Genomic DNA, 18,210 nt, shown 5'->3' with positions numbered 1-18,210 from the left:
TTTAAGCTAAACGCTCTTTTAAATACCCTTCATAATCTGGCACGTCAATTTCCACATCTTGTTCAAATAAAACTGAAGTTAAAAGAAAATCTGCAGAGCTTTGATTAATCGCAACAGGGATATTCCACACTGTTGCAATACGCATAAGGGCTTTCACATCAGGATCATGTGGGGCGGCATTCATTGGATCCCAAAAGAAGATCATCATGTCGATTTTCTTTTCTGCGATTAATCCACCAAGTTGTTGGTCACCTCCCATCGGACCACTTAATAAAGATTGAATGCTTAAACCTGTTTCTCGTTCTAAAATATGCCCTGTTGTACCTGTTGCATAAAGTATATGAGGCTTAAGTGCCTCTTTGTGTTTTTGCGTCCAATTCAGTAAATTTTTTTTACAACTATCGTGAGCCACAAGTGCAATACGTTTGTGTTGAGTGAGGGTTCGAGTTGTTGTCTGCATTGCTGAGTCCTTTTTGAAAAAAATCTGAAAAAACTTTAAAACAAAGCCCGATGGAATGCAATATTTTACTGGTTATTTTAGCGAACAAAAAAACACAAAAAAATTACCGCACTTTCAAATAATTATTTATGGCAAAGCTGATTTGATATGATGATTTGATGAAAATTCACTATCTTTATCTCAAAAAATCTTCTAAAATTTACAAGATTTGTTAAATGTTTGTGAAAAGCAAATATTGCCGTATTCGTGTTTAGCCTTGTCTAAACTAATATTCACTCAAAACAGATTAAGGAAAACCTATGTCTGAGATTTTAAAAAATGACGTTGATCCAATCGAAACACAAGATTGGTTGCAATCATTAGATTCATTAATTCGTGAAGAGGGCGTTGAGCGTGCTCAATATATCGTTGAGCAAGTTATTGGTCAAGCACGTACAAGTGGTGTTTCATTGCCAACAGGAGTTACCACTGATTACGTGAATACTATTCCTGTGGCTGAGCAACCTGCTTATCCAGGTGATCACGCCATCGAACGTCGTATTCGTTCAGCAGTACGTTGGAATGCGATCGCGATGGTTTTACGCAGTCAGAAGAAAGATCTTGATTTAGGTGGGCATATTTCCACTTTCCAATCTGCTGCAACCATGTATGAAGTTTGCTACAACCACTTTTTTAAAGCTGCAACAGAGAAAAACGGTGGTGATTTAATTTTCTTCCAAGGCCATGCAGCACCAGGTATGTATGCGCGTGCATTCTTAGAAGGTCGTTTAACTGAAGAACAAATGGATAACTTCCGTCAAGAAGCCTTTACCGACGGTTTATCTTCATATCCACACCCTAAATTAATGCCTGAATTCTGGCAATTCTCTACGGTTTCTATGGGTTTAGGCCCTGTGAATGCCATCTACCAAGCGCGTTTCTTAAAATACTTAGATAACCGTGGCTTAAAAGACACCAAAGACCAAAAAGTCTATGCATTCTTAGGCGATGGCGAGATGGATGAAATTGAGTCTAAAGGGGCATTAACTTTTGCAGCTCGTGAGAAATTAGATAACTTAATCTTCACGATCAGCTGTAACTTACAACGTTTAGACGGCCCGGTTAATGGTAATGGTAAAATCGTTCAAGAATTAGAAGGGCTATTTACTGGTGCTGGCTGGGAAGTGATTAAAGTTTTATGGGGCAGCGATTGGGATAAATTATTCGCGAAAGATACTTCAGGTAAATTAACTCAGTTAATGATGGAAGTGGTTGATGGCGACTATTTAACCTTTAAATCTAAAGATGGTGCTTATATTCGTGAACACTTCTTCGGTCGTTACCCAGAAACTGCGGCATTAGTAGCAGATATGACCGATGATGAAATTTGGGCATTACGCCGTGGTGCACACGATAGCGAAAAATTATATGCAGCCTATGTAAAAGCACAAAATGCAACGAAACCAGTTGTAATTTTAGCTCATCAAGTTAAAGGTTATAAAATTCCTGAAGCGGAAAGTAAAAATACCGCTCACCAATCTAAAAAAATGTCTTACGAAAGCCTTAAAGGTTTCCGTGACTTCTTTGAACTACCATTAACCGATGAACAAGTCGAAAAATTAGAATACATTAAATTTGCTGAAGGCACACCTGAGTATGAATACTTACATGGCCACCGTAAAGCATTAAACGGTTATGTTCCTGCTCGTCGTACTAAATTTGATGTTGAATATAAAGTACCTGCATTAGAAGAATTTAAGGCCTTATTAGAAGAACAACCTCGTGGTATTTCAACCACTATGGCGTTCACTCGTGCATTAAACATCCTATTAAAAGATAAAAATATTGGTAAAACTATCGTTCCAATGATTGCGGATGAAGCGCGTACATTCGGTATGGAAGGTTTATTCCGTCAAGTAGGTATTTATAACCCACATGGTCAAAACTATGTTCCTTCAGATCGTGATTTAGTGGCTTACTATCGTGAAGCAAAAGATGGTCAAGTTCTACAAGAAGGTATCAATGAATTAGGTGCAACCGCATCTTGGTTAGCCGCAGCAAATTCATATTCTGTCAATAACCAACCAATGATCCCATTCTTTATTTATTACTCAATGTTTGGTTTCCAACGCGTAGGCGATTTAATGTGGGCAGCGGGAGACCAATTAGCGCGCGGCTTTATGGTAGGGGGTACTTCTGGTCGTACAACCTTAAATGGCGAAGGTTTACAACACGAAGATGGTCACAGCCATATTCAAGCTGGCGTTATTCCTAATTGCGTTACTTACGATCCATCATTCGCATTTGAAGTTGCTGTTATTATGCAAGATGGTATCAACCGTATGTACGGCGAAAAACAAGAAGATGTATTCTATTATATGACTACATTAAATGAAGTTATGGATCAACCTGCAATGCCTGCTGGTGCGGAAGAAGGTATCCGTAAAGGTTTATATAAATTTGAAACAGTGGAAGGTAAAAAAGGCAAAGGTCACGTTCAATTGTTAGGTTCTGGTGCGATTATGCGCCACGTGCGTGAAGCGGCACAAATTCTTGCAAATGACTACGGTGTGACTTCAGATGTATTTTCTGCGCCTTCATTCAATGAATTAGCACGCGAAGGTCATGATGCAGCACGTTGGAACTTATTACACCCAACAGAGACACAACGTGTGCCTTATGTTACTCAAGTATTAGCTGATTTACCAACCGTTGCTTCAACTGACTATGTTAAAGCATACGCAGATCAAATCCGTGCATTTGTACCAAGTCGTCATTATCATGTGTTAGGTACAGATGGTTTCGGTCGTTCAGACAGCCGTGCAAACTTACGTGAACACTTCGAAGTCGATGCTCGTTATGTGGTGGTTGCAGCACTTTCACAATTAGCAAAAGAAGGTACAGTTACTAATAAAGTAGTGGCTGATGCGATTGCAAAATTTGGCTTAAATGTAGATCGTATCAATCCGCTTTATGCGTAATTGATAAGAATGCGGTTAAAATTTTGGTAAATTTTGACCGCACTTTAAAAGGAACAAACAAATGTCAAAACAAATTAATATTCCAGATATTGGTAGTGATGAAGTTACCGTAACAGAAGTGATGGTAAACGTAGGAGATACCATTTCTGTTGATCAATCTATCATTAACGTTGAAGGCGATAAAGCTTCAATGGAAGTCCCAGCACCAGAAGCGGGTGTTGTAAAAGAAGTTTTAGTGAAAGTGGGCGATAAAGTTTCAACTGGTACTCCAATGCTTGTATTAGAAGCGGCAGGTGCTGCTCCAGCAGCTGATGAGCCTACTGCTCCAGCGGTTGCTACCGCACCAACGGCTTCAGCTATTGTAGAAGTAAATGTGCCAGATATTGGTGGCGATGAAGTCAATGTAACCGAAATTATGGTTGCAGTTGGCGATACAATCACTGAAGAACAATCTTTAATTACCGTTGAAGGCGATAAAGCCTCAATGGAAGTTCCTGCACCATTCGGCGGTGTGGTAAAAGAAATTTTAGTGAAATCAGGCGATAAAGTTTCAACTGGTTCATTAATTATGCGTTTTGAAGTACCAGGTACAGCTCCAGCAACATCAGCACCACAGGCAGCAGCTCCAGCAGCATCAGCTTCAGCACCACAGGCAGCAGCTCCTGCTACTACTGCACAAGCACCTCAATCAAATAACAACGTATCTGGATTAAGCCAAGAACAAGTAGAAGCAAGTACAGGATATGCACACGCAACACCAGTAATTCGTCGTTTAGCTCGTGAATTTGGTGTAAATCTAGATAAAGTAAAAGGTACTGGTCGTAAAGGTCGTATCGTTAAAGAAGATATTGAAGCTTATGTGAAGACCGCAGTTAAAGCTTATGAAAGCGGTGCAACAGCACAAGCTACTGGCAATGGTGTAGCAAATGGTGCTGGATTAGGCTTATTGCCATGGCCAAAAGTTGATTTCAGTAAATTTGGCGAAATTGAAGAAGTTGAATTAAGTCGTATCAACAAAATTTCAGGTGCTAACTTACATCGTAACTGGGTAATAATTCCACACGTTACTCACTTCGATAAAGCAGATATCACGGATTTAGAAGCGTTCCGTAAAGAACAAAATGCATTAGCAGAAAAACAAAAACTCGGTGTAAAAATCACGCCAGTTGTGTTCATTATGAAAGCGGTGGCAAAAGCATTAGAAGCGTATCCACGTTTCAACAGCTCAATTACCGAAGATGCTCAACGCTTAATCCTGAAAAAATATATTAACATCGGTGTCGCAGTAGATACGCCGAATGGCTTAGTAGTGCCTGTATTCAAAAATGTGAACAAGAAAGGCATTATCGAACTTTCACGTGAATTAATGGAAGTATCGAAAAAAGCCCGTGAAGGCAAATTGACTGCATCTGATATGCAAGGTGGCTGTTTCACCATTTCAAGTCTTGGTGGTATTGGTACAACTCACTTTGCGCCAATCGTAAATGCGCCAGAAGTAGCTATCCTTGGTGTGTCTAAATCATCAATGGAGCCAGTATGGAACGGTAAAGAATTTGCGCCACGCTTAATTCTTCCGATGTCATTATCATTCGACCACCGTGTCATTGATGGTGCAGATGGTGCTCGTTTCATTAGCTATCTTGGCTCTGTTTTAGCAGATTTACGTCGCTTAGTAATGTAATCTGTAGGTGGGCTTTAAGCCCACCGATTAATGAAATCTTTGGTGGGCAGAAACCCATCCTACAAAGACCGTAAAAGTGCGGTCAATATTTTGAACGTTTTTACGAGGTAAAAATGAGTAAAGAAATTAAAACCCAAGTCGTTGTACTTGGTGCAGGTCCTGCAGGTTATTCAGCCGCATTCCGTTGTGCGGATTTAGGATTAGAAACTGTTATTGTTGAGCGTTATTCAACCTTAGGTGGGGTGTGTTTAAACGTAGGTTGTATTCCATCTAAAGCGTTATTACACGTTGCAAAAGTAATTGAAGAAGCAAAGCACGCTAATAAAAATGGTATTTATTTTAGTGAACCACGCATTGATCTAGATGAAGTACGTGCAGGAAAAGAAGCTGTTGTTGCTAAATTAACTGGCGGTTTAGCGGGAATGGCAAAAGCACGTAAAGTGACTGTTGTTGAAGGTTTAGCGACTTTTACCGATTCTCACACATTAGTTGCGCGTGATCGCGATGGAAACCCAACGACTGTTAAATTCGACAATGCCATTATTGCGGCAGGTTCTCGTCCAGTTCAATTACCCTTTATCCCACACGAAGATCCTCGTATTTGGGATTCAACAGATGCGCTCAAATTAAAAGAAGTACCGAAAAAACTACTTATTATGGGCGGTGGTATCATCGGTTTAGAAATGGGTACTGTATACAATGCTTTAGGTTCTGAAGTTGAAGTTGTTGAAATGTTCGACCAAGTGATTCCTGCAGCAGATAAAGATGTTGTTGGTATTTACACTAAACAAGTTGAGAAAAAATTCAAGTTAATGCTTGAAACCAAAGTGACTGCAGTTGAAGCAAAAGATGATGGTATCTATGTTTCAATGGAAGGCAAAGCCTGTAATGACACCAAACGTTATGATGCGGTGCTTGTTGCTATCGGTCGTGTGCCAAATGGTAAATTGATTGATGCAGGTAAAGCAGGTGTTGAAGTGGATGATCGTGGTTTTATTCACGTTGATAAACAAATGCGTACCAACGTACCACATATCTACGCAATTGGGGATATTGTAGGTCAGCCAATGTTAGCACATAAAGGTGTTCACGAAGGTCACGTTGCCGCAGAAGTCATTGCGGGACAAAAACACTACTTCGATCCTAAAGTAATTCCATCAATCGCTTATACCGAACCAGAAGTGGCGTGGGTAGGTAAAACTGAGAAAGAATGTAAACAAGAAGGCTTAAACTACGAAGTGGCTAAATTCCCTTGGGCAGCATCAGGTCGTGCTATTGCCTCTGAATGTTCAGAAGGTATGACGAAATTAATCTTTGATAAGGATACTCATTGCGTACTTGGCGGTGCAATCGTAGGTTCTAATGGTGGGGAATTATTAGGCGAAATCGGTTTGGCAATTGAAATGGGTTGCGATGCAGAAGATATTGCATTAACTATCCACGCACACCCAACTTTACACGAATCCGTTGGTTTAGCTGCGGAAGTATTTGAAGGCTCAATCACTGACCTTCCAAATGCAAAAGCGAAGAAAAAATAATTTCTATCTAAGAAGTTTTAATTCATCTTAAATTGTAAATTCAAACTTAAATAAAAATCCCCAATAGGGGATTTTTATTTTCCTCCCTTTCTGTTTTTTTATGATAGAATGCCAGCCTAAAAACGTTTATTTTTTTACCGCACTTTTGAGCATTATTTATGACTACACAACTTGATTTAATTAAATCTTCTATCAAATCAATTCCTAACTATCCAAAAGAAGGCATTATCTTCCGCGACATTACGACCCTTTTAGAAGTTCCAGCAGCTTTTAAAGCAACAATAGATCTTATTGTGGAACAATATCGAGACAAAGGAATCACAAAAGTACTTGGAACTGAATCTCGTGGTTTTATTTTTGGTGCACCGGTAGCTTTAGCCTTAGGATTGCCTTTTGAATTAGTGCGTAAACCTAAAAAATTACCACGTGAGACTATTTCGCAATCTTATCAATTAGAATATGGTCAAGATACTTTAGAAATGCACGTTGATGCAATTTCACAAGGAGATAATGTTTTAATTATTGATGATTTATTAGCAACAGGTGGCACCGTTGAAGCAACAGTAAAATTAGTGCAACGTTTAGGTGGAACTGTAAAACACGCTGCATTTGTGATTAATTTACCTGAATTAGGTGGCGAAAAACGCTTAAATCATTTAGGTGTTGATTGCCATACACTCGTCAATTTTGAAGGTCACTAATTAAGGATTCGATGAGCTATCAAGTCTTAGCCAGAAAGTGGCGACCAAAAACATTTGCTGATGTCGTTGGGCAAGAACATATTATCACGGCATTAGCAAATGGATTAAAAGATAATCGACTACATCACGCTTACCTCTTTTCAGGCACGCGTGGTGTAGGAAAAACCTCTATTGCTAGATTATTCGCGAAAGGATTAAATTGTGTTCACGGTGTAACGGCAACGCCTTGTGGCGAATGTGAAAATTGTAAAGCCATTGAGCAAGGCAATTTCATTGATTTAATTGAAATTGATGCGGCGTCTCGCACAAAAGTTGAAGACACGCGTGAATTATTAGATAACGTGCAATATAAACCAGTTGTGGGCAGATTTAAGGTTTACTTAATCGATGAAGTTCATATGCTATCTCGTCATTCATTTAATGCGTTGCTCAAGACTTTGGAAGAACCGCCCGAATACGTAAAATTCTTACTCGCGACAACAGATCCACAAAAACTACCTGTAACTATTCTTTCTCGCTGTTTACAATTTCATCTTAAAGCATTAGATGAAACCCAAATCTCCCAGCATCTTGCCCATATTTTGACGCAAGAAAATATTCCTTTTGAAGAACCTGCATTAGTTAAACTTGCAAAAGCGGCGCAAGGAAGTATTCGTGATAGCTTAAGTTTAACGGATCAAGCCATTGCAATGGGCGACCGACAAGTTACAAATAATGTTGTAAGCAATATGTTAGGGTTGCTTGATGATAACTATTCTGTTGATATTTTATACGCCTTACATCAAGGCAATGGCGAACTCTTAATGCGAACACTGCAAAGAGTTGCAGATGCGGCAGGCGATTGGGATAAATTACTTGGCGAATGTGCAGAAAAATTACATCAAATTGCGCTTATGCAACTTCTTCCACAAAAATCTTCAGATAACAATGAACATTTTTCATTTTTAGCCAAACATATCTCTCCAGAAAATGTTCAGTTTTTTTATCAAGTCATTGTTTCTGGTAGAAAAGATTTATCAAATGCGCCAAATCGTCGTATTGGTGCAGAGATGACATTATTGAGGGCATTGGCATTCCACCCAAAGTTCCTTACGGCAGTACCAAAGGCTAACACTACTATTACTCCACCGCCATCAACGCCAAGTGCGGTTGAAAATACGGATAATTATGTCGATGTGCCAGTACTGTCGCAAAGTATCAAATCTGCTTATTCTCAAGTAAAACCAAATAAAACGAGCATTCCAAATTTGGCAAGCCTTTCGGCTTTAGATGCGCTTGAACATTTAACACAACTGGAAAACCAAGAACGTCAAGAACACAAAGCTGAATCATTAGCTGTAGTAAGTGAAACCTTACATCACATCCAAGAACTAGACGAAGAAAAATCTCATAAAAAAATGACCGCACTTCCCGTGCGAGAAATGACTGAGCCAAAGCCAAAGCCCAAGCACATAGAAAAGCCAACATCACCACCAAATGCCGCACAGGCTCCACAAAAAAATAGCACAGAAGAAAATTCAAGTGATGATAATGTAGAAATTGCTCAAGATGAGCAAGAAATCTTGAGTGCTGACACCTATCGTTGGGAATGGAGCAATCCAGAACTTGCTAAAGCCGATACAGGCGTTCGTCCTTCTGATATAAAACAGGCGATTTTAAAAGATATTACGCCTGAATTACGTTTAAAAATCATTACCAAAACTCAACAAGATGAGTGGGCAGATATAGTTGAGCGTTCTGGCTTAACAGGATTTAGCAAAGAATTAGCATTAAATTGTTTCTTACAAAGCAAAACCGATGATGAAATCAATCTTGGACTACGTTCAGAAAAATCCCATTTACGCCAAGACAGAAGTATAAAAAATTTAGCTGAAGCATTAAGCAAATTACAAGGTAAAGATATTCGATTAACAATTAATCTTGATGATAGCAATGTCACGACGCCAATTGAATATCGCCGCAATATTTATCAAGCATTGCGGGAAAAAGCTCAAAATGAGTTGCAAAAAGATAGTAAATTACAAATTCTACTTAATGAGTTTGATGCAAAATTAGATGTAGAAAGTATTCGACCAGTTTAAAGACAATATTGTATTGAAAACTCCCGTTTCAAGTCAGAATATTTTTATAAACCTCTACCATTTTGTATTTTTTTAATCTAGAATTTGTCAATTTGTTTTTTAAGAGCCAAAAGGAGAGTGAAAATGAAACTGGTTGAAGTAAAACACCCACTTGTAAAACACAAACTAGGTGTGATGCGTGAAGCTGAGATTGATACAAAAAAATTCCGTGAACTTGCAACAGAAATCGGTAGCCTATTAACCTATGAAGCAACCTCTGATTTAGAAACTGAAAAAGTAACGATCAACGGTTGGAATGGGCCAGTAGAAATCGATCGAATTAAAGGTAAAAAAGTAACGGTTGTGCCAATTTTACGTGCAGGTTTAGGTATGATGGATGGTGTACTTGAACACGTACCAAGCGCACGCATCAGTGTAGTGGGGATCTACCGTAATGAAGAAACCCTTGAACCAGTTCCTTACTTCCAAAAATTAGCTAGCGATTTAGAAGAGCGACTTTCAATTGTTGTCGATCCGATGCTTGCAACGGGCGGTTCTATGATTGCCACCCTTGATCTTTTAAAAGCAAAAGGTTGTAAACATATCAAAGTATTAGTGTTAGTCGCTGCACCAGAAGGAATTAAAGCTCTTGAGGCTGCACACCCTGACATTGAACTTTACTGCGCTTCTATTGATAGCCATTTAAATGAACAAGGTTACATTATTCCCGGTCTTGGTGACGCGGGCGATAAAATTTTTGGGACAAAATAATCCCCAAAACAAGACGGCATTTAAGCCGTCTTTTTTCCGTGCGTGAAACACAAAAAAAACTGACCGCACTTTTAAGTTAATTCAAACAGAGAGTTGAAACTAAATGACAAACCAAATCCCTCCTTCCCTAGCGGAAAATCAAAGCAAATTAAAACAATCTTTCGTTGGCCTACAAATGCTTTTTGTTGCATTTGGTGCGCTAGTACTCGTGCCATTAATTACAGGCCTTGATTCCAATACGGCATTATTAACGGCAGGCGTTGGCACCCTACTCTTCCAATTTTGCACAGGCAAACAAGTGCCTATTTTCTTGGCATCATCTTTTGCCTTTATCGCGCCCATTCAATATGGCGTACAAACTTGGGGAATTGCGACTACGATGGGCGGTTTAGCGTTCACTGGTCTTGTTTATTTCGCCTTGAGCACTTTAGTAAAATTACGGGGAGCAGAAGCATTACAACGTTTTTTCCCACCAGTGGTTGTTGGGCCAGTAATTATTATCATTGGCATGGGGCTTGCACCTATTGCGGTGGATATGTCCTTAGGCAAAAACAGTGCCTATGCTTATAACGACGCAGTATTAGTTTCAATGGTAACGCTTCTTACCACTTTATCTGTGGCAGTATTTGCCAAAGGATTGATGAAACTTATTCCAATAATGTTCGGTATTACCGCAGGCTATATTTTGTGTTTATTTCTGGGTTTAATTAATTTCCAACCAGTGATTGATGCGCCTTGGTTCAGTTTGCCCAAATTAACGACACCTGAATTTAACCTAGAAGCCATTCTTTATATGTTACCAATTGCTATTGCCCCCGCCGTAGAACACGTTGGCGGTATTATGGCGATTAGCTCGGTAACAGGTAAAGACTTTTTAAAAAAACCAGGATTACACCGCACTTTATTAGGCGATGGCGTCGCTACCGCTGCTGCCTCTTTAGTTGGTGGCCCGCCTAATACGACTTATGCGGAAGTTACTGGTGCTGTGATGCTAACACGCAACTTTAACCCAAATATTATGACTTGGGCTGCAGTTTGGGCTATTGCGATTTCATTCTGTGGAAAAGTAGGCGCATTCCTATCAACCATTCCAACGATTGTAATGGGTGGAATTATGATGCTTGTTTTCGGTTCAATCGCAGTTGTGGGCATGAATACCTTAATTCGCGGAAAAGTTGATGTTACCGAAGCTCGTAATCTTTGTATTATTTCTGTCGTAATGACATTTGGTATCGGCAATATGTTTGTAGATGTGGGTAACGTATCACTAAAAGGTATCAGCTTGTGCGCGATTGTTGCTATCATCTTAAACCTTGTTTTACCGAAAGCAAAAAATGAAGTAGAATAAGCCTCATTTCAAAGGGTTAAATTATCATTTAGCCCTTTCTTACTTAATCTGTACTACATAAACATTTGAATAAGCAACTTCCCTTACCTATTCATCAAATTGATGATGCTACATTAGAGAACTTTTACGGCGATAATAATCTTTTATTGCTCGATTCTTTACGCAAAAATTCATCTGATTTAAAACAACCGTTTTTCTACATTTGGGGAGATAAAGGCTCTGGTAAAACCCATTTACTTAGAGCATTCAGTAACGAATATTTAATCAATCAACGTACTGCTATTTATGTACCCCTTAGCAAATCTCAATATTTTTCTACCGCAGTTCTTGAAAATTTAGAGCAACAAGAATTAGTATGCTTAGATGATTTACAAAGTGTAATCGGAAATGATGAATGGGAATTAGCTATTTTTGATCTGTTTAATCGAATTAAAGCAAGTGGGAAAACGCTTTTACTAATTAGTGCAGATAAATCGCCTTCCGCACTTTCTGTCAAATTGCCTGATTTAAACTCTCGCTTAACTTGGGGGGAAATTTATCAATTAAATTCATTAACAGACGAACAAAAAATCAAAGTACTACAACTCGCAGCTTACCAACGAGGATTCCAATTATCTGACGAAACTGCAAATTTTTTAATTACACGACTAGCACGAGATATGCATACTCTATTTGAAGCACTTGACCTACTAGATAAAGCATCATTACAAGCTCAACGAAATCTTACGATTCCTTTCGTCAAAAAAATTTTGAATCTCTAACAAAAAAGGCACTAATGCGCCTTTTTAATCATCCACCTAATAATTTAACTTTAAACCCTTTTTGCTCTAATAATTGCTTGAGCAAATCTCGTTTTTCCCCTTGAATTTCAATAATACCATTTTTAACTGCTCCACCACATCCACAACGTTTTTTTAATTCAGCAGCTAATTTTTTCAATTCCTCATCAGATAAATCTAAACCAGTTATAACTGATACGCCAGCACCTTTTCTACCACTCGTTTGTTTTTGAATACGTACAACACCGTCTCCTTTTGGGCGAACTACAGAAGCCTTTTCCTCTTTAATTCGACCCACATCTGTTGAATACACTAAAACAGAATCTGACATTTATGATTACCCAATAGATACATTAATAGAACGGAGAACCTCCGCAGGATTATCCGCTTGAGTTATTGGGCGTCCAATAACTAAATAATCTGAACCTGCACGAATTGCTGCAGTAGGCGTCATTACACGTCTTTGATCGCCAAAATCAGTTCCTATTGGACGAATCCCTGGGGTCACTAATTTAAAATCTTCTCCACAAGCGTTACGTAAAATTTCAACTTCTTGAGGGGAACAGACTACACCATCTAAACCCGCCCGTTGGGTTAAATGAGCTAAGCGTAAAACTTGTTCCATTGGCGATGCATTAATCCCAATTTGTAATAAATCCAAGTCTTCCATACTGGTTAATACCGTCACAGCAATAAGCAATGGTGCATCTTTCCCATAAGGTTCAAGAATTTTCTTCGCTTCTTCCATCATACGCAAGCCACCACTTGCGTGTAAATCCACCATCCATACGCCTAAATCAGCAGCAGAACGAACTGCTCTTGCTACCGTATTTGGAATATCGTGATATTTCAGATCCAAAAAAACATCAAAATTACGTTGATGTAATTGTTTTACAAAATTAATACCAAGTGTAGTAAACATTTCTTTACCCACTTTTAATCGACACAAACTTGGATCAATTTGATCAACTAAAGCAAGAGCCTCTGCTTCTTTCTCATAATCCAATGCCACAATAATTTTACTTGTCATAGTGTTACCTCACTGAGTATCAATTAATTATGTTCTTGATTTGAAACTGGTTTAATACTTTCCCATTGACGGCAAGATGGGCAATTCCATAATAGCTTATGGATTTGATAACCACAATTTGTACAACGATAAGGCGATGTTTGCTTAATTCTTTCGCCAACCATTTTATGTAATAAAATTAAGCTTTCTTTTCCCCGTCCCTCTTCTGCATCATCAATTTGATATTGCATAAAACGATGGAAAATTAAAGTACTTGGCTTTTTCGTGAGTTGCTGATAAAGCTTAGCTTGAGCAGCAGACTTGCCATCTTTTTCTTCAATTAATTTAACCAAAGCTAGCTCTACTTCATCATTATTAATAATTTGACCTGCACGAATTAGAAATAACTCAAAATTATCTAACTGATTTAATTCTTCGTAACAATGTTTTAAAGGTAACAAAATTTCACCCGTATAATCTGGATTTTGCTCCAAAACATTTTCTAATATTTTTACTGCTTGTTGATATTGACCGTCAAGCATTGCTAAATTTGCAAGCAATAAAGAAGCGCGAACACAAGTCGGAGAAACCGACAAAGCCTTTTGTAAAACACTGCGTTTTTCAACCGCACTTTCAGGCTCTAAACTTTGTGAATATTCACAATAACATTGCGCAAGTTCAATATTATTCTCTTGTGGCTTTATTTTAGCGAGTTTTTCAGCAATATTGACTGCTTTTTTCCATTCTTTTGTCTTTTGATAAATCACTAAAAGTTGCTGTAAAGCATTTTCTGCAAACTCAGGTTCATCTACTAGTAAAATATAAAGATTCTCAGCTCGGTCAAAAAAACCAACCACCATAAAATCTCGAGCAAGCTGTTGTTTTGCAAGTAATTTTTGTTCAAAAGTATAATTAGGACTAAGATCTAAAGCTTGATGAATGCGCAATGCGCGATCAACTTCGCCTCGAGAACGAAACAGATTGCCAAGTGTAAGTTCTGCTTCAAATTGAGAGTGACTTTCGATTTCATTTTCGATTTCTTGCTTTTGCAACATATCTAAAAACAAATCTACAGCTTTATCAGTTTGATTGGAAAGTAAAAAATTCACTCCCGTAACATAATCTCGGGAGAGTTTATTACTTATGTCATCTTGATCTTTCTTCGCACTACGCCGCCCCATATACCAGCCATAGGCAGCAGCAATAGGCAATAATAGAAAGAGTAATTCTATCATTAAACGACCTTATCGCGCGTAGTCGTCAATTCATTGATTTGTAAAGTCTGACGTTTCACTTGACGAGCTAGTGCCATATTTTTTAATTTTAACTTAATATAGAAAAAAGCAGTAATTAGCCAACCAAGAATTAAACCTAACCCAAATAAAATAGCAACGAGGCTTGAAAGCTGAAACTGACTTTCTGCCACAATATAATTAAATGTAATAATCTGATCGTTATTCGCACCAATGGTAATTGCAACTAACACAATAGCAATAAAGATCACAATACCTAAAATATATTTAATCATTTCATTTCCTTTAAAATATTTGTAACCCAAAATAAACTTTTTAATCAAAAATATTTTAATTAAATTTTAATCAATTAAGCCTGAACATCCACTCGAGCTTTTAATTCTTTACCCGCTTTAAAATATGGAACAGACTTAGCTGATAAGTTTACTGAATCGCCTGTTTTCGGATTTCTTCCCAAACGTGGTTGCCGATGATGTAAAGAAAAGCTACCAAAACCTCGAACTTCAACACGATCACCATTTTCAAGAGATTGAGAAATAAACTCTAAAATATCTTTTACCATATTTTCAATTTCTTTTGCAGATAAAGTTGGCTGTTTTGCTGACAATTTTTCCATAAGTTCTGACTTAGTCATCCTCTATACTTCCTTAATATTATTTAAATTAAGATCTATTGATAATAAATTACACAAATATATTAGCAATAACTCCTAACAAATAAGGCTGGACATCAGCCCAGCCTTATTACGTGAATTAATTATTCACCTTTAGCTGCTTTAAATGCTTCAGCCATTGCATTTGGAATAACAATATCTTCTTGTTTGTTATTTACACTTGCAACTGCCGCAGCTTCTTCAGCTTGATCTTTTGCTTTCACTGATAAGTGAACAATGCGAGATTTACGATCTACTCCAGTGTATTTCGCTTCAACGACATCGCCAACAGCTACTTCACTTGTTAAATCAACAGAACGGATATAACCTTCAACACCACCTGCTAATTCAACTTTAGCACCTTTAGCATCTGCTTCAACAACAGTTGCAGATACTACCGCACCTTTTTTGTTGATTGCAACAAAGTTATTGAATGGATCTTCTTCAAGTTGTTTAATACCTAAAGAGATACGTTCTTTTACTGCATCAACAGCTAATACAACAGCTGACACTTCGTCACCTTTTTTGTATTGACGAACAGCTTCTTCGCCTGAAATACTCCAAGAAATATCAGATAAGTGAACTAAACCATCGATACCACCTTCAAGACCGATGAAGATACCGAAATCAGTGATAGACTTGATTTTACCCGTTACTTTATCGCCTTTATTGTGAGTTTCAGCAAATTGAGTCCATGGGTTAGCTTTACATTGTTTTAAGCCTAAAGAAATACGACGACGTTCTTCATCAATTTCTAATACCATTACTTCTACAGTATCGCCTAAGTTAACAACTTTAGATGGATGGATATTTTTGTTAGTCCAATCCATTTCAGATACGTGAACTAAACCTTCAACGCCATCTAAGATCTCAACGAAACAGCCATAGTCAGTTAAGTTAGTTACTTTACCTGTTAATTTGCTGTTTACTGGATGATTTTCAGCAATTGCTGCCCATGGATCTTGACCTAATTGTTTTAAGCCTAAAGATACACGAGTACGATCTTTATCGAATTTTAATACTTTAACAGTAACTTCATCGCCAACATTTACGATTTCACTTGGGTGTTTAACACGTTTCCAAGCCATATCTGTGATGTGTAATAAACCATCAACACCACCAAGATCAACGAATGCACCGTACTCAGTTAAGTTTTTAACGACACCTTTAACTTCTGAACCTTCCACAAGATTTTCTAATACTTGTTCACGTTCTTGGCTGTTTTCAGATTCAATTACTGCACGACGAGAAACAACAACGTTGTTACGTTTTTGATCTAATTTGATTACTTTGAATTCTAATTCTTTGCCAAGTAAGTGATCTGCTTCACGCGCTGGACGAGTATCAACTAAAGAGCCTGGTAAGAATGCACGAACACCGTTTAACTCAACTGTGAAGCCACCTTTCACTTTGCCGTTGATTAAACCGATAACGGTCGCTTTTTCTTCGTAAGCTTTTTCTAATTCAATCCAAGATTCGTGACGAACCGCTTTCTCACGAGAAAGTTTAGTTTCACCGAAACCATCTTCAACTGCATCTAATGCAACATTTACAGTATCGCCAACTTGGATTTCAAGTTCGCCTTGTGCATTTAAGAATTCAGCAACTGGAATTGCAGACTCAGATTTTAAACCTGCATCAACAAGCACAAAGCCTTTTTGGATAGCTACTACAGTACCGCTAACGATTGAACCTTGACGAGTTTCAAGGACTTTTAATGATTCTTCAAAAAGTTGAGCAAAAGATTCTGACATATAAATAATCTTCTTAATTTAAGTTAATAACATCCACATTAAAATCCATAAAATGCGGGGTTGAGGATAAATGCTTATTCTTCCTTGAACAAACAGTTAAATCTAAACTGATACCTTTTCTTGAATATAAGCTAACGCCTGATCGATTACTTCACCAATACTCAAGGTTGTACTATCCAATAATAAAGCATCATCTGCTGGTTTTAGCGGCGCAACTTCACGATTTCTATCACGAAAATCACGCTCTTTTATCTCGGCTAAAATCTGTGCAAAGTTACCATTTATTCCTTTATTTTGCAACTGTTTATAGCGTCTTTTTGCACGTTCTTCAGCACTTGCATCTAAAAATAATTTTACTTGTGCATTTGGGAATACCACAGTCCCCATATCTCTACCGTCCGCAATTAATCCATCATTTTTCGCAAAATCTTGCTGAAGTTGTAATAAAGCTGACCGCACTTTTTGAAAGACTGCTACTTTTGACGCAGCATCTGCCACTTCTTGCGTGCGAATTAAACGGCTCACATTCATTCCTGCAAGCAAAATGTTTACCTCGCCATTTTGAGGAATAAATTGAATATCTAAATGACGTGCTAATTCTGCTAAATCTGTTTCATTTGTTAAATCAGTTTTACGTTGCAACGCTGCCAATGCAGTAACGCGATAAATCGCCCCACTATCCAACAATGCATAGCCCAACTTTTCAGCCAACGCATAACAAAGCGTCCCTTTCCCAGCACCACTAGGACCATCAACAGTAATAATCATTCCCATACAAATTATCCTTTCATTCTCAAAATTTTGCGCATTATAGAGACAATTGCCCCTCATTACCATCCTAGAGATTATTACTAGCTTCCATGTTTTGTATGGCTTATCTAATAAAGTTAATTTCACAAGCTCTAGGAAAGCGTAAACTCCCTTTCAAGCTTTTTCTTAAATTTCAGAAAATCTAACCACATAGAAAAAGGTTTTTAAAAACATTTCAAGGTTTTTTTAATAACTATTGTGGCACTTAAGGACGAAATTCTTTCAGCTAAAGTAGCTCTTTTTTCTATTATTAAATTGGACAATCCTTCTGACGTTCTACACTTCGTTTATACAAAAAACTGAAATTAAGCACGCTAGACATTATGCCTTTTAATATATACGCATTTTTTCAAACTTGTTCTAAAGACTTTTCTACATTACAATAAAAAACGTAGCTATCAATACAAATAATCAAATAATCAAATAATCAAATA

General features: G+C 37.8%; 16 protein-coding genes. 8 read left to right on the top strand and 8 right to left on the bottom strand.

What is annotated here, in order from left to right:
- Position 1: 1 nt before the first annotated feature.
- Complete coding sequence (gene mgsA / locus HMPREF2813_RS05955) at positions 2-460, bottom strand: methylglyoxal synthase (RefSeq protein ID WP_005687337.1); 459 nt, start codon at positions 458-460, stop codon at positions 2-4.
- A 299-nt stretch (positions 461-759) separates the two neighbouring features.
- On the opposite strand from mgsA, the gene aceE reads away from it, so the two are divergent.
- The 8 genes from aceE (at position 760) to hda (ending at position 12,280) form a co-directional block, all read left to right on the top strand.
- The gene (gene aceE, locus HMPREF2813_RS05950; protein WP_070647007.1) at positions 760-3,420 is read left to right on the top strand and encodes a pyruvate dehydrogenase (acetyl-transferring), homodimeric type; all 2,661 of its coding nucleotides are present in this window, start codon (positions 760-762) and stop codon (positions 3,418-3,420) included.
- Between the two features lie 61 nt (positions 3,421-3,481).
- Positions 3,482-5,101 carry a pyruvate dehydrogenase complex dihydrolipoyllysine-residue acetyltransferase gene (gene aceF, locus HMPREF2813_RS05945; protein WP_070647005.1) on the top strand — a complete coding sequence of 540 codons (1,620 nt, stop codon included), beginning with the start codon at positions 3,482-3,484 and terminating at the stop codon, positions 5,099-5,101.
- Between the two features lie 113 nt (positions 5,102-5,214).
- The gene (gene lpdA / locus HMPREF2813_RS05940) at positions 5,215-6,639 is read left to right on the top strand and encodes a dihydrolipoyl dehydrogenase (RefSeq protein WP_070647003.1); all 1,425 of its coding nucleotides are present in this window, start codon (positions 5,215-5,217) and stop codon (positions 6,637-6,639) included.
- 158 nt (positions 6,640-6,797) lie between these two features.
- Positions 6,798-7,340 carry an adenine phosphoribosyltransferase gene (apt, locus tag HMPREF2813_RS05935; RefSeq protein ID WP_014550691.1) on the top strand — a complete coding sequence of 181 codons (543 nt, stop codon included), beginning with the start codon at positions 6,798-6,800 and terminating at the stop codon, positions 7,338-7,340.
- 11 nt (positions 7,341-7,351) lie between these two features.
- Positions 7,352-9,421 carry a DNA polymerase III subunit gamma/tau gene (gene dnaX, locus HMPREF2813_RS05930; RefSeq protein WP_014550690.1) on the top strand — a complete coding sequence of 690 codons (2,070 nt, stop codon included), beginning with the start codon at positions 7,352-7,354 and terminating at the stop codon, positions 9,419-9,421.
- A 123-nt stretch (positions 9,422-9,544) separates the two neighbouring features.
- A complete protein-coding gene (gene upp / locus HMPREF2813_RS05925; protein ID WP_005652947.1) occupies positions 9,545-10,171 on the top strand; it encodes a uracil phosphoribosyltransferase in 627 nt (208 codons plus the stop codon).
- A 103-nt stretch (positions 10,172-10,274) separates the two neighbouring features.
- Complete coding sequence (locus HMPREF2813_RS05920; protein ID WP_014550689.1) at positions 10,275-11,519, top strand: nucleobase:cation symporter-2 family protein; 1,245 nt, start codon at positions 10,275-10,277, stop codon at positions 11,517-11,519.
- A 65-nt stretch (positions 11,520-11,584) separates the two neighbouring features.
- Entirely contained in the window at positions 11,585-12,280 is a 696-nt protein-coding gene (gene hda / locus HMPREF2813_RS05915; RefSeq protein WP_005694288.1) for a DnaA regulatory inactivator Hda, read from the top strand.
- A gap of 28 nt (positions 12,281-12,308) precedes the next feature.
- Here the strand turns inward: hda and yciH are convergent, their stop codons facing one another.
- From yciH to cmk, 7 genes are all read right to left on the bottom strand, one after another.
- Positions 12,309-12,629: a stress response translation initiation inhibitor YciH gene (gene yciH, locus HMPREF2813_RS05910; protein ID WP_014550688.1), complete on the bottom strand. Its 321-nt coding sequence runs from the start codon at positions 12,627-12,629 to the stop codon at positions 12,309-12,311.
- A 6-nt stretch (positions 12,630-12,635) separates the two neighbouring features.
- The gene (gene pyrF / locus HMPREF2813_RS05905) at positions 12,636-13,328 is read right to left on the bottom strand and encodes an orotidine-5'-phosphate decarboxylase (protein ID WP_005663540.1); all 693 of its coding nucleotides are present in this window, start codon (positions 13,326-13,328) and stop codon (positions 12,636-12,638) included.
- 23 nt (positions 13,329-13,351) lie between these two features.
- Complete coding sequence (lapB, locus tag HMPREF2813_RS05900; RefSeq protein WP_011961891.1) at positions 13,352-14,542, bottom strand: lipopolysaccharide assembly protein LapB; 1,191 nt, start codon at positions 14,540-14,542, stop codon at positions 13,352-13,354.
- A complete protein-coding gene (locus tag HMPREF2813_RS05895) occupies positions 14,542-14,835 on the bottom strand; it encodes a LapA family protein (protein ID WP_005650128.1) in 294 nt (97 codons plus the stop codon). Before HMPREF2813_RS05895 ends, lapB begins: the two co-directional genes overlap by 1 nt.
- 74 nt (positions 14,836-14,909) lie before the next feature.
- Positions 14,910-15,194 (bottom strand): integration host factor subunit beta, encoded by a 285-nt coding sequence (locus HMPREF2813_RS05890; protein WP_011272718.1) that lies wholly within the window; start codon positions 15,192-15,194, stop codon positions 14,910-14,912.
- Positions 15,195-15,316: 122 nt separating this feature from the next.
- Positions 15,317-16,966 carry a 30S ribosomal protein S1 gene (gene rpsA / locus HMPREF2813_RS05885; RefSeq protein WP_014550687.1) on the bottom strand — a complete coding sequence of 550 codons (1,650 nt, stop codon included), beginning with the start codon at positions 16,964-16,966 and terminating at the stop codon, positions 15,317-15,319.
- A 102-nt stretch (positions 16,967-17,068) separates the two neighbouring features.
- Positions 17,069-17,740, bottom strand: coding sequence for a (d)CMP kinase (gene cmk / locus HMPREF2813_RS05880; RefSeq protein WP_005687356.1), 672 nt, complete (start codon positions 17,738-17,740; stop codon positions 17,069-17,071).
- Positions 17,741-18,210 lie beyond the last annotated feature (470 nt).

The sequence above is a fragment of the Haemophilus sp. HMSC066A11 genome (assembly GCF_001811665.1).
Lineage (GTDB): Bacteria > Pseudomonadota > Gammaproteobacteria > Enterobacterales > Pasteurellaceae > Haemophilus > Haemophilus influenzae.
This window is presented reverse-complemented; position numbering and strand designations above follow the sequence as displayed.